Source organism: Pedobacter sp. B4419, assembly GCF_059693725.1.
Genome location: NZ_JCASSL010000002.1, coordinates 211,261 through 228,582 on the forward strand (window position 1 = coordinate 211,261; position 17,322 = coordinate 228,582).

Annotated in this window: 20 protein-coding genes; 10 read left to right on the forward strand and 10 right to left on the reverse strand. The window is 40.7% G+C overall.

The genetic code is table 11. From position 1 onward, the window contains the following. Positions 1-42 precede the first annotated feature (42 nt). Positions 43-399: an MmcQ/YjbR family DNA-binding protein gene (locus AC570H_RS12565; RefSeq protein WP_497355293.1), complete on the forward strand. Its 357-nt coding sequence runs from the start codon at positions 43-45 to the stop codon at positions 397-399. Between the two features lie 103 nt (positions 400-502). On the opposite strand, the gene AC570H_RS12570 is transcribed toward AC570H_RS12565, so the two are convergent. Together AC570H_RS12570 and AC570H_RS12575 are read right to left on the reverse strand one after the other, a co-directional pair. Next, on the reverse strand, positions 503-1,822 hold the full coding sequence (locus AC570H_RS12570) for an alpha-L-fucosidase (RefSeq protein ID WP_497355295.1): 1,320 nt from the start codon (positions 1,820-1,822) through the stop codon (positions 503-505). 9 nt (positions 1,823-1,831) lie between these two features. Then, positions 1,832-4,483 carry a glycoside hydrolase family 3 protein gene (locus tag AC570H_RS12575; protein WP_497355297.1) on the reverse strand — a complete coding sequence of 884 codons (2,652 nt, stop codon included), beginning with the start codon at positions 4,481-4,483 and terminating at the stop codon, positions 1,832-1,834. Positions 4,484-4,599: 116 nt separating this feature from the next. Between AC570H_RS12575 and AC570H_RS12580 the strand changes: the two genes are divergently transcribed. The 3 genes from AC570H_RS12580 (at position 4,600) to AC570H_RS12590 (ending at position 6,169) form a co-directional block, all read left to right on the forward strand. Then, complete coding sequence (locus tag AC570H_RS12580; protein WP_497355299.1) at positions 4,600-4,887, forward strand: DNA-directed RNA polymerase subunit alpha C-terminal domain-containing protein; 288 nt, start codon at positions 4,600-4,602, stop codon at positions 4,885-4,887. A gap of 5 nt (positions 4,888-4,892) precedes the next feature. Continuing rightward, positions 4,893-5,297, forward strand: coding sequence for a DUF1801 domain-containing protein (locus AC570H_RS12585; RefSeq protein WP_497355301.1), 405 nt, complete (start codon positions 4,893-4,895; stop codon positions 5,295-5,297). Positions 5,298-5,368: 71 nt separating this feature from the next. Continuing rightward, entirely contained in the window at positions 5,369-6,169 is an 801-nt protein-coding gene (locus tag AC570H_RS12590) for a 3-keto-disaccharide hydrolase (RefSeq protein ID WP_497355303.1), read from the forward strand. 193 nt (positions 6,170-6,362) lie between these two features. On the opposite strand, the gene rplI is transcribed toward AC570H_RS12590, so the two are convergent. From rplI to AC570H_RS12610, 4 genes are all read right to left on the reverse strand, one after another. Continuing rightward, on the reverse strand, positions 6,363-6,806 hold the full coding sequence (rplI, locus tag AC570H_RS12595) for a 50S ribosomal protein L9 (protein ID WP_497355305.1): 444 nt from the start codon (positions 6,804-6,806) through the stop codon (positions 6,363-6,365). Between the two features lie 10 nt (positions 6,807-6,816). Next, on the reverse strand, positions 6,817-7,080 hold the full coding sequence (gene rpsR / locus AC570H_RS12600; RefSeq protein WP_199140649.1) for a 30S ribosomal protein S18: 264 nt from the start codon (positions 7,078-7,080) through the stop codon (positions 6,817-6,819). After that, positions 7,080-7,442 carry a 30S ribosomal protein S6 gene (gene rpsF / locus AC570H_RS12605; protein WP_497355307.1) on the reverse strand — a complete coding sequence of 121 codons (363 nt, stop codon included), beginning with the start codon at positions 7,440-7,442 and terminating at the stop codon, positions 7,080-7,082. Before rpsF ends, rpsR begins: the two co-directional genes overlap by 1 nt. Positions 7,443-7,657: 215 nt before the next feature. Continuing rightward, positions 7,658-8,248, reverse strand: coding sequence for a hypothetical protein (locus AC570H_RS12610; RefSeq protein WP_497355309.1), 591 nt, complete (start codon positions 8,246-8,248; stop codon positions 7,658-7,660). 172 nt (positions 8,249-8,420) lie between these two features. Between AC570H_RS12610 and AC570H_RS12615 the strand changes: the two genes are divergently transcribed. Together AC570H_RS12615 and AC570H_RS12620 are read left to right on the forward strand one after the other, a co-directional pair. After that, entirely contained in the window at positions 8,421-9,293 is an 873-nt protein-coding gene (locus tag AC570H_RS12615; RefSeq protein ID WP_497355311.1) for an AraC family transcriptional regulator, read from the forward strand. 226 nt (positions 9,294-9,519) lie between these two features. Continuing rightward, the gene (locus AC570H_RS12620) at positions 9,520-11,415 is read left to right on the forward strand and encodes a DNA polymerase III subunit gamma/tau (protein WP_497355313.1); all 1,896 of its coding nucleotides are present in this window, start codon (positions 9,520-9,522) and stop codon (positions 11,413-11,415) included. A gap of 21 nt (positions 11,416-11,436) precedes the next feature. Here AC570H_RS12620 and AC570H_RS12625 read toward each other — a convergent pair whose 3' ends face one another. From AC570H_RS12625 to AC570H_RS12640, 4 genes are all read right to left on the reverse strand, one after another. After that, positions 11,437-11,835 carry a thiol-disulfide oxidoreductase DCC family protein gene (locus AC570H_RS12625; RefSeq protein ID WP_497355315.1) on the reverse strand — a complete coding sequence of 133 codons (399 nt, stop codon included), beginning with the start codon at positions 11,833-11,835 and terminating at the stop codon, positions 11,437-11,439. A gap of 32 nt (positions 11,836-11,867) precedes the next feature. Then, the gene (locus AC570H_RS12630) at positions 11,868-12,383 is read right to left on the reverse strand and encodes a hypothetical protein (RefSeq protein ID WP_497355317.1); all 516 of its coding nucleotides are present in this window, start codon (positions 12,381-12,383) and stop codon (positions 11,868-11,870) included. Next, entirely contained in the window at positions 12,367-13,281 is a 915-nt protein-coding gene (locus AC570H_RS12635) for an HTTM domain-containing protein (protein WP_497355319.1), read from the reverse strand. Before AC570H_RS12635 ends, AC570H_RS12630 begins: the two co-directional genes overlap by 17 nt. Positions 13,282-13,432: 151 nt before the next feature. Beyond that, on the reverse strand, positions 13,433-14,107 hold the full coding sequence (locus AC570H_RS12640; protein ID WP_497355321.1) for a hypothetical protein: 675 nt from the start codon (positions 14,105-14,107) through the stop codon (positions 13,433-13,435). A gap of 507 nt (positions 14,108-14,614) precedes the next feature. On the opposite strand from AC570H_RS12640, the gene AC570H_RS12645 reads away from it, so the two are divergent. The 4 genes from AC570H_RS12645 to AC570H_RS12660 are packed head-to-tail and all read left to right on the forward strand — an operon-like array spanning position 14,615 to position 17,318. Beyond that, the gene (locus AC570H_RS12645; RefSeq protein WP_497355323.1) at positions 14,615-15,259 is read left to right on the forward strand and encodes a hypothetical protein; all 645 of its coding nucleotides are present in this window, start codon (positions 14,615-14,617) and stop codon (positions 15,257-15,259) included. Next, positions 15,210-15,920: a hypothetical protein gene (locus AC570H_RS12650; RefSeq protein WP_497355325.1), complete on the forward strand. Its 711-nt coding sequence runs from the start codon at positions 15,210-15,212 to the stop codon at positions 15,918-15,920. The genes AC570H_RS12645 and AC570H_RS12650 overlap by 50 nt, the downstream gene beginning before the upstream one ends. After that, positions 15,896-16,672 carry a sensor histidine kinase gene (locus AC570H_RS12655; RefSeq protein ID WP_497355327.1) on the forward strand — a complete coding sequence of 259 codons (777 nt, stop codon included), beginning with the start codon at positions 15,896-15,898 and terminating at the stop codon, positions 16,670-16,672. Before AC570H_RS12650 ends, AC570H_RS12655 begins: the two co-directional genes overlap by 25 nt. Position 16,673: 1 nt before the next feature. Beyond that, the gene (locus AC570H_RS12660; RefSeq protein ID WP_497355328.1) at positions 16,674-17,318 is read left to right on the forward strand and encodes a response regulator; all 645 of its coding nucleotides are present in this window, start codon (positions 16,674-16,676) and stop codon (positions 17,316-17,318) included. Positions 17,319-17,322: the final 4 nt, after the last annotated feature.

The following is a 17,322-nucleotide window of genomic DNA, read 5'->3' on the forward strand; positions in this document are numbered from 1 at the left end:
TCTATTTAGATTGGACGCATATCTCGACCAGCATAAGAATATATGGATATCGAAACCTTTCGCGATTATTGCTTGAACAAGAAACAGGTAACTGAAAGTTTCTCTTTTCCCAACGTGCCCAATGATTTGATATTTAGAGTGGTGGGGAAAATATTTGCCATCACAGACATTACAGTTTTCGATAGCATCAGTTTAAGGTGCGACCCCGAAACCATAGACGACCTTCGCGAAAAATATCCGGCATTGCAAAAACCAGCCTATTATAGCGACCGGAAATGGAGCCGCATTTTAATAGATGGCAGTATCCCCGACCGACAAATTTATCAATGGATAGACGAATCATATGCGATAGCCGCGGCCATGCTCAGCAAAAAGATTCAACGCGAGTTAAATCTGTAGGATTGTAGGTGGTCAACAAACTTACGAAGCTTAACTTTAATCATCTTGTTTTCAATGGTAAAGTTGAAGGCTACGCCCTTTAAAACTTCGTAAGTCTTTGAATTTATAATCCCCCGTGTCCTTTGTATAATTTTAAAGGACCGTCTAATTTAACCTTAAGCACCGTTACATACTCATCCTGCACATTTGTAGGAACCGGAATATATACCAAGCCTGGCACGGCACTCCACGAAATTTTGCCCACAATTTTAGGGTTCAGTGTAGCTCCGTTGCCTACTACTGTAATCTTCTCTATCTTATTCTGTAAGCCACGAATGGTAATTTGACCAGATACTTTGCTAGGCAGAAACAGATACACCGTAGTGGAATCTTTTGATAAGGTAGAAGGCCCATAAAAATGGCCCTGTGGCAAGCCAGCTACTGTACCAAATACCGCTTCTCCGTGTTTTTTATTCCACTTGCCCAATTCTTTTAAAATATGAACTTGTTCCTCTTGCATGGTTCCATCGGCTTTTGGACCAATATCCAGCAACAAATTTCCTCCATTTGATATCGCATCCACAAAAATACTGATCACCTCGTAAGGTGTTTTCCAATTGCTGTCGTTCAAATGATAGCCCCAGTTATCGTTGGTGGTCATGCACAGCTCCCACCAATTAAAGGCTGGCCTGCTCACCGGGAAATTCTGTTCAGGTGTTTCATAATCGCCGTAACCCTGCAAGCGACCATTGATGATCGTATTTGGGTTATTTTTCAGCAAAATCTGCCTCACTTTTTGTGATTCCCATTCTTCTGCACTATGCTCCCAATCGCCATCAAACCACCATAAATCTGGATTATAGTTTTGCGACAATTCCCTCAACTGGTTTTGAAAAAAAGAACGATAGCGGTTCCAGCGCGAATAGTCATCTTCTATTTTATAACGGGTGCTGTCTTTTAGGAAGCCTGGATAATCTGGATGGCTCCAATCTAAGATTGAAAAATAGGCACCGCATTTGATTCCATCTTTCCGCAAGGCATCGAAAAAAGGCTTGATCAAGTCTCGTTTGGCCGGCGTATTGTTCACTACGTCATAGTGTTTTTCCTTGGTATCCCATAAGGCCACTCCATCATGGTGCTTGGTGGTAATTACGCTGTATTTGGCACCACTTTCCTTAATCAGGTCTGCCCAGGCCTGCGGATCATAGTTCTTGGCCGTAAAACCGCCCAATTGTTTCATGTAATCGGCATAGCTGATTTTCTTGTTGTAAAAGCTCCAGCTTTCGTCAACACCGCCTACCGAATAAATCCCCCAGTGGATAAAAATGCCTAGCTTGGCATCGGCAAACCATTGCATTTTCTTTTCAATATCCGCAGGTTTGATTTTTGGCTGTGCCCAACTTGCAAAAGGCACTAAGCATAGGATGAAGATGATTTTTTTCATAGATATAGTTTATTTTACTTGTAGATTTCCTTTCAGTCTAAGATCTCTTGAAGAGGCGCCAACCATAATCCTGAAGTCGCCAGGCTCCACCACTGTCTGCATTTCCTTGTTCAGCATGCTCAGCAGTTCTGGTGTGATGTTAAAAGTTACCTGCTTGCTTTCACCTGCCTTCAAATGAATGCGCTGAAAGCCTTTTAGCTCCATCACCGGTCTGGCTACAGAGGACAACAAATCGCGGATGTACAGTTGTACCACTTCATCTCCATCTCTGCTTCCTGTATTCTTTAAGGTAAAAGAAAGTGTCGTGCTATCGGTTTTGGCGATCTCTTTTTTGCTCAGAGAGAAATTGCCATACTCGAAACTGGTATAGCTCAAGCCATAGCCAAAAGGAAAAAGAGGTACACCAGAAAGATTGTTATAATCATTTCCTCTGCCTGTTGGTTTATGGTTGTAGACCAATGGCAATTGGGCTTCGTGCTGAGGGAAAGTGATAGGCAAACGCCCTGCAGGATTATAATCGCCAAACAGCACGGAGGCTATGGCATGCCCGCCTTCTTCGCCAGGATACCAGGCACAGCCAATCGCTTTGACCTTGTCGGCCCAGCCATTCATGGTTACGGCACTGCCTCCCACTAAAATTACGGTTACAGGCTTGCCAGTAGCGACCAAAGCTTTGATCAATTCTTCCTGATGGCCAGGTAGGGAAAGCAGGGCTCGATCGCTAAATTCGCCTTCGTTAATGCCTACAACGGCAATGGCCATATCAGCGGTTTTAGCCAAAGCAGCGGCTTCCTGTATTTTTGCGTTCCAATTATTTTTAACATTTACATTCCAAACTAATTTAATGGTTGCATCGCCATTGGCTTCGAAAAACTCAACTCTTATCGCATAGTTTTTCCCTTTTTCAAAGCTATAATCGCTTAGCTCCGTATGATAGGATTGCTTCTCCCAACGGCTAACCACCAATCGATCGTTAATGTATAGGCGATAACCGTCATTACCTTCCAAACCAATTTTGAAGCGACCAGTTGCTGGAGCAGTTAAAGTTCCCGTCCAACGCACGGCATAAAAATCTGGTGCCAACTCTGGTGATGGCGAAAACAAGGTCCAGTGAAAATCAAGTTGCTGGTCTACCCTGCTCATGGTCGGCTTGCCTTTCATGTTGAGGTCGCCAAAATAATCGGCTTTAAGGCCTTGCTTTCCATCAGCGGTTTTGAGAAAAGTAGCCGGCACAACCACATGATCAGTTGCAGTACGATCGGCTCCGATGGCATAGACCACTTTGGCCTGTTGGCCTGCCCGTTGTTTAATGCCCGCTAAAATGCTTACTTTATCGGTGCCTGGGCCACTATAGCCACCCATACGGGCTTCGCTGGCATCGGCTCCAAAAACAGCAATGGTTTTTGTTTTAGCTGTAATTGGCAGCAGCTGATTTTCGTTCTTCAACAACACAAAAGAAGACTTGGCCGATTCTACAGCCATCTTCTTGCTTTCTTGACGCAGTTCATTCCCCTTAAAATCTTCGCTTACATAAGGATTTTCAAAAAGGCCTAGTTCAAATTTTGTCCTTAAAACCCTGCTCACAGCATCATTCAATCGTGCTGTATCGATTTTGTTTTCCAAAAAGGCGGGAATGAATAATTTATAATGATCAAAATCCGTTTGAAAAATAACATCCAAACCATTATTGATGGCATGTTCCCCACTTTCGGCATAATCTTTAGCCGTGTAATGCAATACGACTTCGCCACCAACGGCATTGGCATCAGAAATCACAAAGCCCTTAAAGCCCCATTCTTTCTTCAGTTTATCCATTAACAGCCAATGGTTGGAAGAGGCCGCAGTTCCATCTAAAGAGTTATAGGCTGTCATGATTGAGCGCGCACCTGCCTTTTGAATAGCCGCTTTAAATGGGGGCAAATAAATTTCATCTAACAAACGTTCATTGGCATGGATAGGATAACTGTCTCTGCCCCCATCGCCTACATTGGCGATGAAATGCTTGGGCGTGGTAATAATCCCCATTTGCTCAAACGATCGCATAAAGGCTACTCCCATCGCCGACGAAAGGAAAGGGTCTTCTCCATAGGTCTCTTCTGTTCGGCCCCAGCGTACATCGGATGCTATATTCACTACGGGCGACAAAATCTGGCGAATACCTCTTTGCTTGGTTTCTTTCGCAATTTGAGTAGCCACTTGCTGCATCAGCGTGGTATCCCAAGTGGCAGCCAGCCCAATAGACTGCGGAAAAGCTGTTGCACCATCTCTTACCAAGCCGTGCAAAGCCTCGTCAAAAGCTATAATAGGGATGCCCAATCTGCTTTGCTCTATAAAATATTTTTGGATGCTGTTGATTTTCTTTGCGACCAGCTGTGCATTCTCTTTGGTATTATAGCTGAGCAGTTGCCCTGCAGCATCGCCCTTGGCACCTGCACTTACCTGAAAGCCGAAAATACCATTCTTGTATTGGTCAGGCTTGGCATTATCCAAATCGCCAGGGATCATAAACAGTTGCCAGAATTTTTCCTCAAGTGTCATTCTCGACAAAAGGTCGCTTACCCGCTGTTCAATTGGAAGATTTTTATTTCGATAAGGCAATGGCTGTGCAACCGATTGCATTACACAACAGAGCGAGCAAAAAAGAATAAATATGCGTTTCATAGATTAATAGAGCATGAAATAGACATGCCCTTGTAATTTGGTTTAGGTTTGCTAAATATACATTATCTTCGTTAAAAACTGTTTAAATCGATTTATTTCTTCCTTAAACAAAGCGCATGAAAACTCCTCAGCCCAAAACCTGTAGCAAGGGACATCAGTTTTATAAGTCGAGCGACTGTCCTAGCTGCCCTATTTGTGAACGCGAAAACAAACCTAAAGATGGCTTTTTGGCTTTGCTCAGTGCGCCTGCAAGAAGAGCCTTGGAAACACAAAACATAAACAGCCTGGAAAAATTGGCCGATTTTACAGAAGCAACGCTCTTAAAGCTGCACGGTTTTGGGCATGGGTCTTTGCCCAAGTTGCGTCAGGCATTAGCCGATGCACAATTAAAATTTAAATCTTGATACCAATGGCCAAAGCTAAGCTTAGTGACAAAGAACAGGTTAACACTTTTATTGCTGATTTGGCATCTGAAATGGGTGCGTGTATGAACGCCATTAGAAAGATTATGCTAGCGGCAAGCCCAGATGTTAGCGAACGCATCAAATGGAACCACCCCAGCTTTTACTACAATGGCATGATGAAGGATTTTGATCCCAAGGAGTATAAACGCGAAATAGCAGTTTTCAATCTGCACAAAGGACGTATTTTATTGGTTTTCCCAAGCGGAAGCAAAATCAGCAGTCCTTTATTAGCTGGCGATTATAAGGATGGTAGACGCACTATTGTTTTCGAAGACTTGGCAGCCATTGAGGCGAACCAAAAAGAATTGACGGAGATCGTCAGTACATGGCTAAGCCTGGTTGAAAAATAAAGACATGCCGAGTAGCATATCTACGGCATTAATTGTATTTTGTTGTCGAAAAACAACTAATGCTAATCCCTATGAACAAACTAATCGGCCTAGGCTGCATTTGCCTCATGCTTGGCTCCGGCTTTAGCAAAACGGCAAAACCAAAAAGCGACAAATGGATTTCCTTATTCAACGGAAAAGACATTAAAGACTGGAATGTAAAAATCCACCACCACGAGTACAACGAGAATTTTGGAAATACTTTTAGGGTTGAAGATGGCTTGATCAAAGTCCGTTATGACCAATATGGCGATTTTAACGATCAATTTGGCCACCTCTATTACAAAACACCTTTTTCTTATTATCATTTAAAACTGGAATACCGCTTTGTTGGCGAACTGCAAAAAGGTGCACCAGATTATACTTTACGCAACAGCGGGCTAATGTTTCATTCCCAAGATCCTAAAACGATGCCTAAGGAACAAGATTGGCCAATTTCTATCGAGATGCAGTTTTTGGGTGGCTTGGGCGATGGCAAGCCTCGACCAACCGGCAACATGTGTTCGCCAGGCACCAATGTAGTTTACCAAGGCAAGCTGGCAGCCTCGCATTGCATCGATTCGCGTTCAAAAACCTACGATGGCGATCAATGGGTAAAGGCAGAGCTCATTGTACTGGGCGATTCGCTCGTTACCCACATCATTAATGGCGATACCGTGTTGCAATACAGCAAGCCACAAATTGGTGGAGGTGTAGCCAACAGGTACGATCCCAAAATAAAAATTGATGGCAAATTGTTAAGCAGTGGCTTTATTGCCCTGCAGAGCGAAGGCCAACCTGTAGACTTTAGAAATATCCAGTTATTGGACTTGAGCAAGGGTCGAAAGAAATAACTAGAGGCAAAAGCGCTTGTTGGTGTTCTTCACCAACAAGAAAAGAACCAAGAATCTGGACCAAACTTAGAATCCTGATTGAAGTACCTTGAAATAAATTTACCGCTATTGTTGGTGAAGAACACCAACAACAGCAATGGGCAAAAAAAAGCCCCGGTAAATTACCGGGGCTTTTTTATATGATCTGTAATGCTTATTCAGCTACTACTTCGAAAGGAACTTTCACTTTCACTTCTTTGTGCAAGTTCAAGTTTGCGATGTACTCGCCAACCATTTTAGGTTCAGTTTCGAAAGTGATTCTGCGACGATCTACTTCAAAGCCTTTAGCTTTCAAGGCATCGGCAATCATGATGGTGTTTACTGCACCAAAGATTTTACCGGTTTCGCCAGCTTTAGCACCGATGCTTAGTTTTACATCAGCTAAACGCTCAGCAATACCTTCTGCATCTTTCTTAATTTTATCTTGTTTAAAAGCCGCTTGCTTTAAATTCTCTGCCAATACTTTTTTAGCAGATGGCGTAGCCAATTGAGCAAAGCCTTGCGGAATTAAATAGTTACGTCCGTAACCAGGTTTTACCGTTACGATATCATCTTTCTCACCTAGTGATTTGATATCTTGCTTTAAAATAACTTCCATTTCTCTGCGCTTATTTTAATTGGTCAGTAACAAAAGGCAATAAACCGATGTGACGGGCACGCTTAACAGCTTGAGCCACTTTACGTTGGAACTTCAACGAAGTACCTGTTAAACGGCGAGGTAGAATTTTACCTTGTTCGTTAACAAATTTCAACAAGAAGTTTGCGTCTTTGTAATCGATGTATTTGATACCATTTTTCTTGAAACGGCAGTATTTTTTTCTGTTATCGTCCACTTTTGGAGCGGTAACATATTGAATTTGATCTTTTGCCATTATGCTGCAGCCTCCTCTTTCTTAGGTTTTTTGTTAAAAGCGCCACTGCGTTTTTTCTCGTTGTAGGCAACCGCATGACGGTCTAATCTTACAGTTAAGAAACGTAAAACACGTTCGTCGCGTTTTAATTCTAGCTCTAACTTGTTAATAATCTCACCTGAAGATTTGTACTCTGTAAGGTGAAAGAATCCGTTTGCTTTTTTCTCAATCGGATACGCTAATTTTCTCAAACCCCAATTATCTTCTGCGATAATTTCGGATCCGCCATCTGTGATGATCTTGGTGAATTTGGCAATTGCCTCTTTCGCAACCTCTTCAGACAGCAACGGGGTAAGAACGATAACAGTTTCGTACTGATTCATTGTTGTTTTTAATTGATTTGTGATTTAATCTCTTTTCCGCTTTAAAACGGGACGCAAATGTAGCAATATATTTCTTAAAATCAAAGCTTTAATGCAAAAACAGAAAAGGCCTTTTAAAACACATGGCCCAATCTTGGTGATGCTTCACTAAACTCCAATAAAAAAGGAGACCCTAACCAGCCTCCCTTAAACCAAATATAATCTTATTATTAAGCTTACTTCACCTTAAAGGTTTCCATAAACTCTTTGTTTTTTGTCTTTACTACGAAGGTCAGTTCCCTGGCATTGGCCTGGGCAATATCAAACTTCTTAACAAGCTCAGATTTTTCAGAGATCTTTTCGCTATATACCTGATCGTTATATTCGTTAAAAACCTGCAAATCAACCACCTCTTTTGCAATATTTTTTAGGTCTAAGGTTACGATTGATTTTTCTCTGGTCAAAGCAGCGCTCAAAAGATTGGTTACCGCCGGTTTAGACAATACCGCTTTGCCATTTTCGATATGGATCTGATATTCTGTCAATTTTAGATCGGCCTCAACTTTAAGCTTGTAATCGCCATCAGGAAAAGCATTCAAATCATAAGTTTTGATTGCCGCTCCGGTAGTACGTACGTTTTGCTGATAGATCACCTCATCGCTTGAGGTATAAAATGCAACGTTCATTACCTTGGCCTCGTTTAAAAAGAAGCTCACCGACTTTTCGTTGCTGTTTTTCACTTTTACCAACAAATCATCTGTTGCATGCGCACCATAAGCAACGAATAACAGCGCAGCTACTAAGGTTATTTTTAAGAAATTTTTCATATCTAAAGGGATTAAAGAGTTCTAATAATCTGAATACAACAAAGTTAAGAGGTGAAAACGCATGATTTAGGTTGCATATTTTCCAATTTCTATACTATATTACCCTCATATCCGTCATATCGAATTAAAAATCATAATAAAGCATATTTTTTAGACTATATTTGTATTATAAATGAAAAATATCAGACCAAGCTTTGAGGTTGTCGAGCCCTCCTTTGGCAGTTCTTTCTACTATTCTAAATATGTAGAGAACGCCAACAACAAGGCGCATTTATGGCATTACCATCCGGAGATAGAAATGGTGTTCGTAAACGGTGGTGCCGGAAAGAGGCAGATTGGCAGCCATGTATCCTATTATACCGATGGCGATCTGATCCTGATTGGGAGTAATTTGCCACATTGCGGATTTACGGATACCAATACCGGCAACAAAAACGAAACCGTGATCCAGATGAAACCAGACTTTCTGGGCTCAGGCTTTTTGGGATTGCAAGAAACCAAGTGCCTGCACGAATTATTCGATAAGGCAAAAGGCGGTATTGCGTTTGGCAACGAAATGAAGGCTGCAGTTGGCGCCCGTATAGAAATGATGGAAAACCAGCCCCCTTTCGAACGTTTGTTAACCTTGTTGGGCGTTTTAAAAGAACTGGAAAGCAGCAACGATTACAAAATATTAAACGCTTCGGGTTTTGCCATGGAGATGCAGATCCAGGATAACGACAGGATCAATATGGTTTTTAATTATGTAAAAGATCATTTTGTAGAACAGATTAGTCTAGAAGCAGTGGCTACAATGGCCAACATGACGGTTCCTTCCTTTTGCAGGTACTTTAAAAAGATAACCAAAAAAACATTTACCCATTTCGTAAACGAATACCGCATCGTGCATGCCTGCAAGCTCTTGGCCGAAAAACGCATGAGCATTGCACACATCAGTTCAGATAGCGGATTTCATAACTTCAGCCATTTTAACAAGCTGTTTAAAGAATTTACCGGAAAGAGTGCTTCGCAATACCGAAAAGAATTAAAATCGGTAATTAAGTAGGGGCTTTTTATACTTCTTGTTTGTTTGCTCAATTGTTATACAGCCTGATTGCATTAACGAACAACTGACAACTAGCAACTACTAGCAACCGACAACGGAAAACTGACAACTGATAACTGACAACTAGTAACTGATAACGAACAACGAGCAACTCTTCAACACTGACTTTTCAACATTCCAAAATTTCGTCATTTCAAGCTCGACAAAAATTCCTATTTTCGTTGCGATGGAAAATTTTATCGTTTCAGCCCGTAAATACCGCCCAGCCACCTTCGAAACCGTAGTTGGCCAGCAACATATTACAGGTACTTTAAAAAATGCCATCAAAAACAACCAGTTGGCCCAGGCTTTTTTGTTCTGCGGTCCGCGAGGGGTGGGTAAAACCACCTGTGCCCGTATCTTGGCCAAAACCATTAATTGTACGCAGCTAACGGCCGAACAAGAGGCTTGTGGGACTTGCGAATCATGCGTTTCTTTCCAAACTGGCCATTCCTTTAACTTTCATGAACTAGATGCGGCTTCGAACAACTCTGTTGACGATATCAGAAGTTTAATCGAGCAGGTACGGATCCCACCACAGGCCGGAAAATTCAAAACGTATATCATTGACGAGGTGCACATGCTCTCGGCCAGTGCTTTTAATGCCTTTTTAAAGACATTGGAAGAACCGCCTTCTTATGCCATTTTTATTTTGGCTACCACCGAGAAGCATAAAATTTTGCCGACTATTTTGTCGCGTTGCCAAATCTTCGATTTTAACCGTATCCAGGTAGAAGATATTGCCGGACATTTAAATAAAATTGCGGTTAGGGAAAATATTGCTGTCGACAATGATGGCTTACATATCATTGCACAAAAGGCTGATGGCGGTTTGCGTGATGCATTGTCGATGTTCGACCAGATTGTAAGCTACACCAACAGAAACCTTACCTACAAGGCAGTAATCGATAACCTGAATATTTTAGATTACGACTACTATTTTAAACTGACGGATTTTTTAACCGCCGGAGATGTGAGTCAGGCCCTGCTCCTCTTTAATGAGATTTTGAACAACGGCTTTGATGGCAACAATTTTATCAACGGTTTGGCTAGCCACTTCAGAAACCTCTTGGTAGGCAAAGATGCACAGACCATTCAGTTATTGGAAGTAAGCGAAACCATTAAGCAAAAATACCTTGCCCAAAGCAAACAGGCCGATCTTGGCTTTATACTCACCGCACTCAATTTGGCCAACCAATGCGATTTGGTGTATAAAAACAGCAAAAACCAACGCCTGCAGGTAGAGCTTTCGCTCATTAAAATGTGCCACATTCCTTCGGTTATCCAACTGGCACAGCAACCTTCCGGCAACAATACAGCAACTGACGCAGATCAGGATAAAAAAAAAACTTTAGTTGAAACGGAGCGGCCTAAGGCTGTAGCTGCAAACCCAACACCCCAACCAGAAGCCTCAAAGGCAGCAACCGAAACTCCGGTAGCCAAGCGTAACGTAGCAGAGGCCTCCATTCAAGATTTACAGGATTTTATAGAAAAGGAAGACCTGCCTGATCTGCCCGATCATTTAGACGTGGCCTTGCCTACCGTTCCTCCACCTATCAATAAACCCCAGCCATTAGGACCACCACCATCTGCCGGTTCGATCAAAATCCAGCCGATGAAAGCAAATGTTGGGTCTTTGATTCCCTCGTTAACAGATTTAGAGCGTGTAGCCAGTGGCGAAGAAGACAAAGGTCCGAAATACATTACGGGAAGCGAAAAACAGGATTTTACGGCTGAACAATTTTTGGAACTATGGCGGGTTTATACGCAAAAGGCAAAAGACAGCGATAAAATCCACCTTTACACCTTAATGAGCAATGACCCTATCATTAACGGAACAGAAATTACCGTTTTGGTAGAAAACCTGGCTTTAGAAAGCACGTTACAAGATGAAAAAGTGGAGATCCTCAATTTCTTGCGTTCGGCACTAAAAAACTTCGATATCCAGATTACGGTTCAAAAAGCTACAAATACCATCAAAAAACGGATTTACACCAACAAGGACAAGTACACTTATTTGGTTGATAAAAATCCGCAGCTTGATGAAATGCGCAAAAGATTTAATTTAGATGTAAGCCCTTAATACTGATCCCGGCATTTGCATTTAAGACAAAAACCTTTGCTGCAAATCGGGTGTCGGAACCATGCAAGTATTGTTCTTGCCAAATAGCTGATATCGCGACTTTGCCACCATATCGTACACAAAATCTCTAAACGGTTTCGGAAGCAGGACAAATGCATAAAATATGCGCCAAAATCCTCCCAGCTCTTTCAAAACACTTAATACGGCTATAGATTTGACAAAATAACTTTCTCCTTTTATCAGGACAAAAGAATTAAAATCAGCGGTTGGCAAACCATGTTCGCTTAGCAATTTTTGTCCGCTTTCAGATTGCAGCGAAGCAAACCTGATTTTTTTTCTGCTGTCTATTTTGATGATGAACTGTACCACTCCATGGCACAAGTTGCAAATCCCATCGAATAAAATAATCGGCCCTTCCATAAAGTATTGTTTACGTTATTTCTAGTGCAAGCCTAATAGCTAATCCTACGGTTAAACAAGGTGTCGAGCTTGGTTTTAAGTGCAAACCTGGTCTGGTCAACTTTGATTTTCCTGTTATAGGTTTGTATAGAAAAATCTATATTTCTGTAGGAAGGATGCCTTTTAAACAAGTATAAGGCAATAGACCTCGATCCTGCTTCCAAATACAGGGTATCTCTAACCATTTGTTGAATAGAAGAATTAACCCTCACCGCATTTATAGGCAAAACCAGCTTATCCAAGCCGCTATCCTTTGCAATGATGATATTTCTCGAAGCATTGTCAGGATCCACTAGGCTGATATCGCTTTTAATAAATTGGTAGTTGCTCGATTTGCTTGTAAAAAAGCCGTATTGCCAGTTTAATCGGGTTACCCTAAAAATAAACGACTGTGTAACCGAAAGCGCATAGCAATCAATATTTTTATCAATCCATACGCTCACTTTCATTACCGACAAAAAAACGATCAACAGGATGATCCGAAAAGTAATTTTATATGCTTTTATCATTTTCTTTCATTTTAAGGTTAGCAAAAAATGCTGGATACCAGCACACTACATTTAACACGATGAGCAACAGTCCAAAAAACAGCAGGTCCATAAAAAGCGCAATGAACAAATGCATTGATATAATGATAAATACGATGTACAACCTGGTTTTTTTAAACCACACGAGGATAAAATACAATGATTCTATAAACACCACCATGATCCCAAAAAAGGTATAAAAAAGAATGCCTTGGTCTTTTGGGAAAAAACTGGTGGTCATGATGGTTGGATCGTTGCTGAGGAAATAGATAAACCTGCCATTCCACCAATTTACCATAAATGCTTTTTCGAACCCCGCCGATAGGTAAGTGATGATCAAATAGAGTTGCAATACCCTAATGCAAATTTGCTTGATTTGGGTAAGGTCGGGATAATTCTCTTTTTTGAGCAGCGACAAGCTATAGCCAGTTGGGAATATAGTGAGGAAGAAAAAACATACCGACTGATAAATATCGACCCCGAAAGCAAAAGAAGCCATTACATTGGTGATAAGCGTAAAGGTAATCAAGCAAACAATGGCTGATAATCTGGTCCAAATGCCTAGCAATAAGGCACCAAGCGCCAAAAAGTATATCGCGAGAATCGTAACCATTACATATTGGGGCGATACATTTAAAAAATCGGCTATTTTTTGCGGATGACACTCAAACCAAAGTGCATTTGCATTGGAAACCTCCCAATTGACAACACCGTTTGGCGCAAAAAAAACATCATAATCCAAAACCAGTGTAAACATTGAAACGATTGCAAAAAGGGCTACCAAAATCCTAAATACTTCTAATTGGTTCGTATTATAGCAATAGCTGATGTTATAAAAGATATTATCCTTCAAAACACGTTTAATTTTATATGAATCCATTTTTGTCTTTTTTGGGTTTAAATAATAGGTAGAAGCTGTTTAAATAGGAGAGCCATTTTATAAAATCGCTATACCTGTAAAAGGGCCGTCGAAATTTAAACAGCTTCTGTTATACTGGTGCAACAGGCTTGCTGCACCAGAGTAGATTGCTTTAGTTCAATCCTTTTTGAACAAGGATTTTGTTCAATTGGTTAAAACGTTCTTCTCCCAATTTAGACTTGAGCAAATCGCCGCTTTGTTTATAAACCCACCATTTTTCGTTGGCGGCCAAAACTGCATTGGCGGCTAGGCCTGGCATGCCGCTAAAGCCTCCTCTTACTGTCGATTTCAATTGTCCAACTTTGTCGGGGGTAACAACGGCCAATTGTCCTTGGCTGCCCAATACAGCTGTAAAATCCCTACCTAGAATTCGTTGCATCTGCTGCTGCTCTGCCCTCGTAAATTCTACCGGTTTTTCAACTGCATTGATGTCTAATCCTTTTTTAGTCAGGATTTTGTTCAATTGGTTGAAACGTTCTTCTCCCAATTTAGACTTGAGCAAATCGCCACTTTGTTTATAAACCCACCATTTTTCGTTGGCGGCCAAAACTGCATTGGCAGCAAGACCAGGCATGCCACTAAAACTGCCCCTAGCGGTAGATTTCAATTGTCCAACTTTGTCGGGGGTAACAACTGCCAATTGTCCTTCCTTACCCAATACAGCGGTAAAGTCCTTGCCCAAAACTCTTTGAATTTGTTGTTGCTCTGCTTTTGTAAATGTTTTCTTTTGCGCAAATGCAACGGTACTAAAAGCGATTGCCAATAGTAGTAAAACTGATTTTTTCATTTTATTTAGATTTTAGTTTTTGCTCCTACTCTTTTAGGGATTTTCGGAATACTCCATTAGTTTGAATATATGTTGAGGTATAATAGTTGCTCAATCCATTCGTAACAGCCTGAAATTTGATTGGAAAAGGGTTGAACTCGCCAAGGTTATTCAAGGCATCTTCTGCCGAGATCTATCTTATAGTTTATAAAATATGGTTTTGAAAAACTCAATTTTCAGTTGTACCCTATTGATAAACCTTGCGATTTGCTTTAGTCTTTTTCTCATCAATTTTATCAGTTTAGCCAATTGCCTATTTATCAACTGGCGTTTACATTACAAAGTTGGCATACGATGAGCCCGCAATCAATGTGTATAAAACTGAATCTCGACGTTCGTTTAGCGGTAAATTTTACCGTTGTTTAACGATATAAAAACCGAGGGAATAGCGCTAGTTTTATCCACTAACCATACGCTATTTTGCATAATTAAAAAGTATATTTAATTCATAACCTCAAATTATTTAAAATGGAAAAGAAACATTTAACTCTCATTATTGTAGTGCTCGTTCTGGCTTTTGGCGCATACATTTATTGCTTTCCACCCAAGAAAACAGATTCGTCTGGCACCAACCCGAGTACGTTACGGTTTAGCTTGATACAGGAAATGACCGACAACTACAAGCAAAACCAACTCAAAGCCATCGAAAATGGAGGAGAATATGGCGTGCTTAACGATGCTAATTCGATCTTGTTTGATTTGGATACCCTTAAAAAATTCATTAACGATATCGAAATCAATGTAAAGCGCCAACAGCCAGGTACGGATAAAAAACTAGCGATCAGGATGTATTATGCCGCGTATCCAACAAATACAAAATGGTCTCGCCCAGGCTATGAAAATCTTGAGAAATTATTAAAGGATGGGATAACGAAGCTCTATGAAAGAAAGCACACGCTGATCCTATTGCCGGCCATTAAAAACAAGAGAGGTGTTTATAGCGATTTTAACCCGCTCGACATCAATACTTATGAAGGATTTAAAAAGAGAATTGGCAAGAAACAAATGAGTTTCATCATGGTGAAGGATGAAAGGGATGAAGTTGAAGTGATGGCGCTAAACCATGGGCAGATCATCCCTCCGGCTACGATTGACGGACAAGCTTTTCAATAAAATGGTAGTATTTAGCAATACCCAAAAAGTATTGGGCGAAACACTGATTTGGGTGCAGTTTTTAACAGCGCTGGTTGGCGTATATCGTTGGCCTCGCCTCAAAAAAACTGATTGGAAATGGTTTATTATTTATTGTTGCGCTATTTTACTGATGGAGGTATTTGCTAAGTGGGGACTAAAAAAGCATCCGTCTTATGTAAGCAAGTATTACGATTATTTTGTGATACCCATTGAATTTATATTTTTTTATTGGCTGTATGCCGTAAAATCCTTAAACAAGCCAAAACTATTTTGGGTAATTACAGGCTTATTCTGCATGTCTTTCCTCCCCTATTTTACAATTATCCAGAAATCGGGCATGATGCTTTCCCTGAGCTATACCGTAGGCACTGTATTGCTTATGCTATTGGTGATCTTAGAAATCTTTAAGCAAATAAAATCAGAAAAAATACTCTTGTTCCACACCAATTACATGTTCTATATCAACATCGGGATTATATTATTTTATGTAGGAACCTTGCCTTTTTTTTCGTTTTATAACCTACTTTTAAATGAGCCTAACTTATGGAGCAATTATTACACGTTTTTTTTGATAGCTAACCATTTGATGTACCTGTTATTTACCGCAGCTTATATATGGGGCAAACCGAATATTTATTAGTTATTATTCTCTTCAATGTTTTTTTGTTGGCATTTATTGTTGCCGTGATTTTGTTTGTGGTGCAATACAAAAACAAGAAAAAAGAGAGTATAATGCAGCTGCAGCAACAACAGGTTTTGCACCAGAAAGAATTGTTGGCGGCACAAATAGAGATACAAACCCAAACCATGCAGCACATTGGCCGCGAAATACACGACAACGTGGGCCAAAAACTTACTTTGGCAAGTTTATATACCCAACAGTTGGCCTTCGAAAACAAGGCTTTGCTGATCAATGATAAAATTACAGGCATAGGAGAACTGATCAATGATGCTTTGTCTGAATTAAGGCACCTCTCTAAATCTTTAACCGATAACCATATAGATACCAACGATATTTCTACCTTGTTAAAAGAAGAATTTTCGAAAATTGAAATCTTAAAAGCATACAAACTCAACTTGGCAGTAGGCTTCAAGTCGATACCGCTCAATTACCAAACTAAAAGCCTATTGCTAAGGGTAGTACAAGAGTTTATACAAAACAGCATCAAGCATGCGGCCTGCAAAACCATTTCGGCAAGCTTAATTAAAAACGATGAGCAATTAACCCTAACTTTAAGCGACGATGGCAAAGGCTTTAATACCGAAAAACTAGTAGGCAAGGGCATCGGCTTGAGCAATATGCGAAAAAGGATTGCCCTGATTGGAGGCACTTACCACATGGAAAGCAAGGAAGGGGCAGGAACAAAATTAACCATCGAAATTTCGATATAAGATGAAAACTAGAATTGTAATTGTTGATGACCACATTTTAATTGCGAAAGCATTAAGTGGTATTTTGGCAAATTTCGAGCAATTTGAAGTGCTATACGAATGTGAGAACGGCAAAGAGCTGCAAGAGAAATGCCGGCACCCCAGAAATATACCTGACGTGGTACTGTTAGATATTAGCATGCCAATAATGGATGGCTTTGAAACGGCGAGCTGGCTCAAAGAAACCTATCCAGAAGTGCTGATTATGGCCCTAAGCATGCAAAACGACGAGCAAAGCCTGATCAAAATGATCAAAAGTGGTGCGAAGGGATACCTACTTAAAAACGTACACCCAACTGCATTGGCCGAGGCCCTCAATCATTTGGTAAAAAATGGATATTACTATCCCGAATGGGCTGCCAGCAAGGTTTTTTCATGCATCGGCAATGAAACCAAACAGCCTGATAAAAAGGCTCTTTTTAACAGCAGAGAAATCACATTTTTGCGCTTTACCGTTACCGAAATGAGCTATAGGGAAATTGCCAATGAAATGAACTGCAGCACCAGAACCGTTGAAGGGTATAGGGATAGTTTATTTGATAAGTTAGGATTAAAAACGCGCGTAGGCTTAGCCGTTTATGCTATCAAAAACGGATTCGACAGCTAAACTG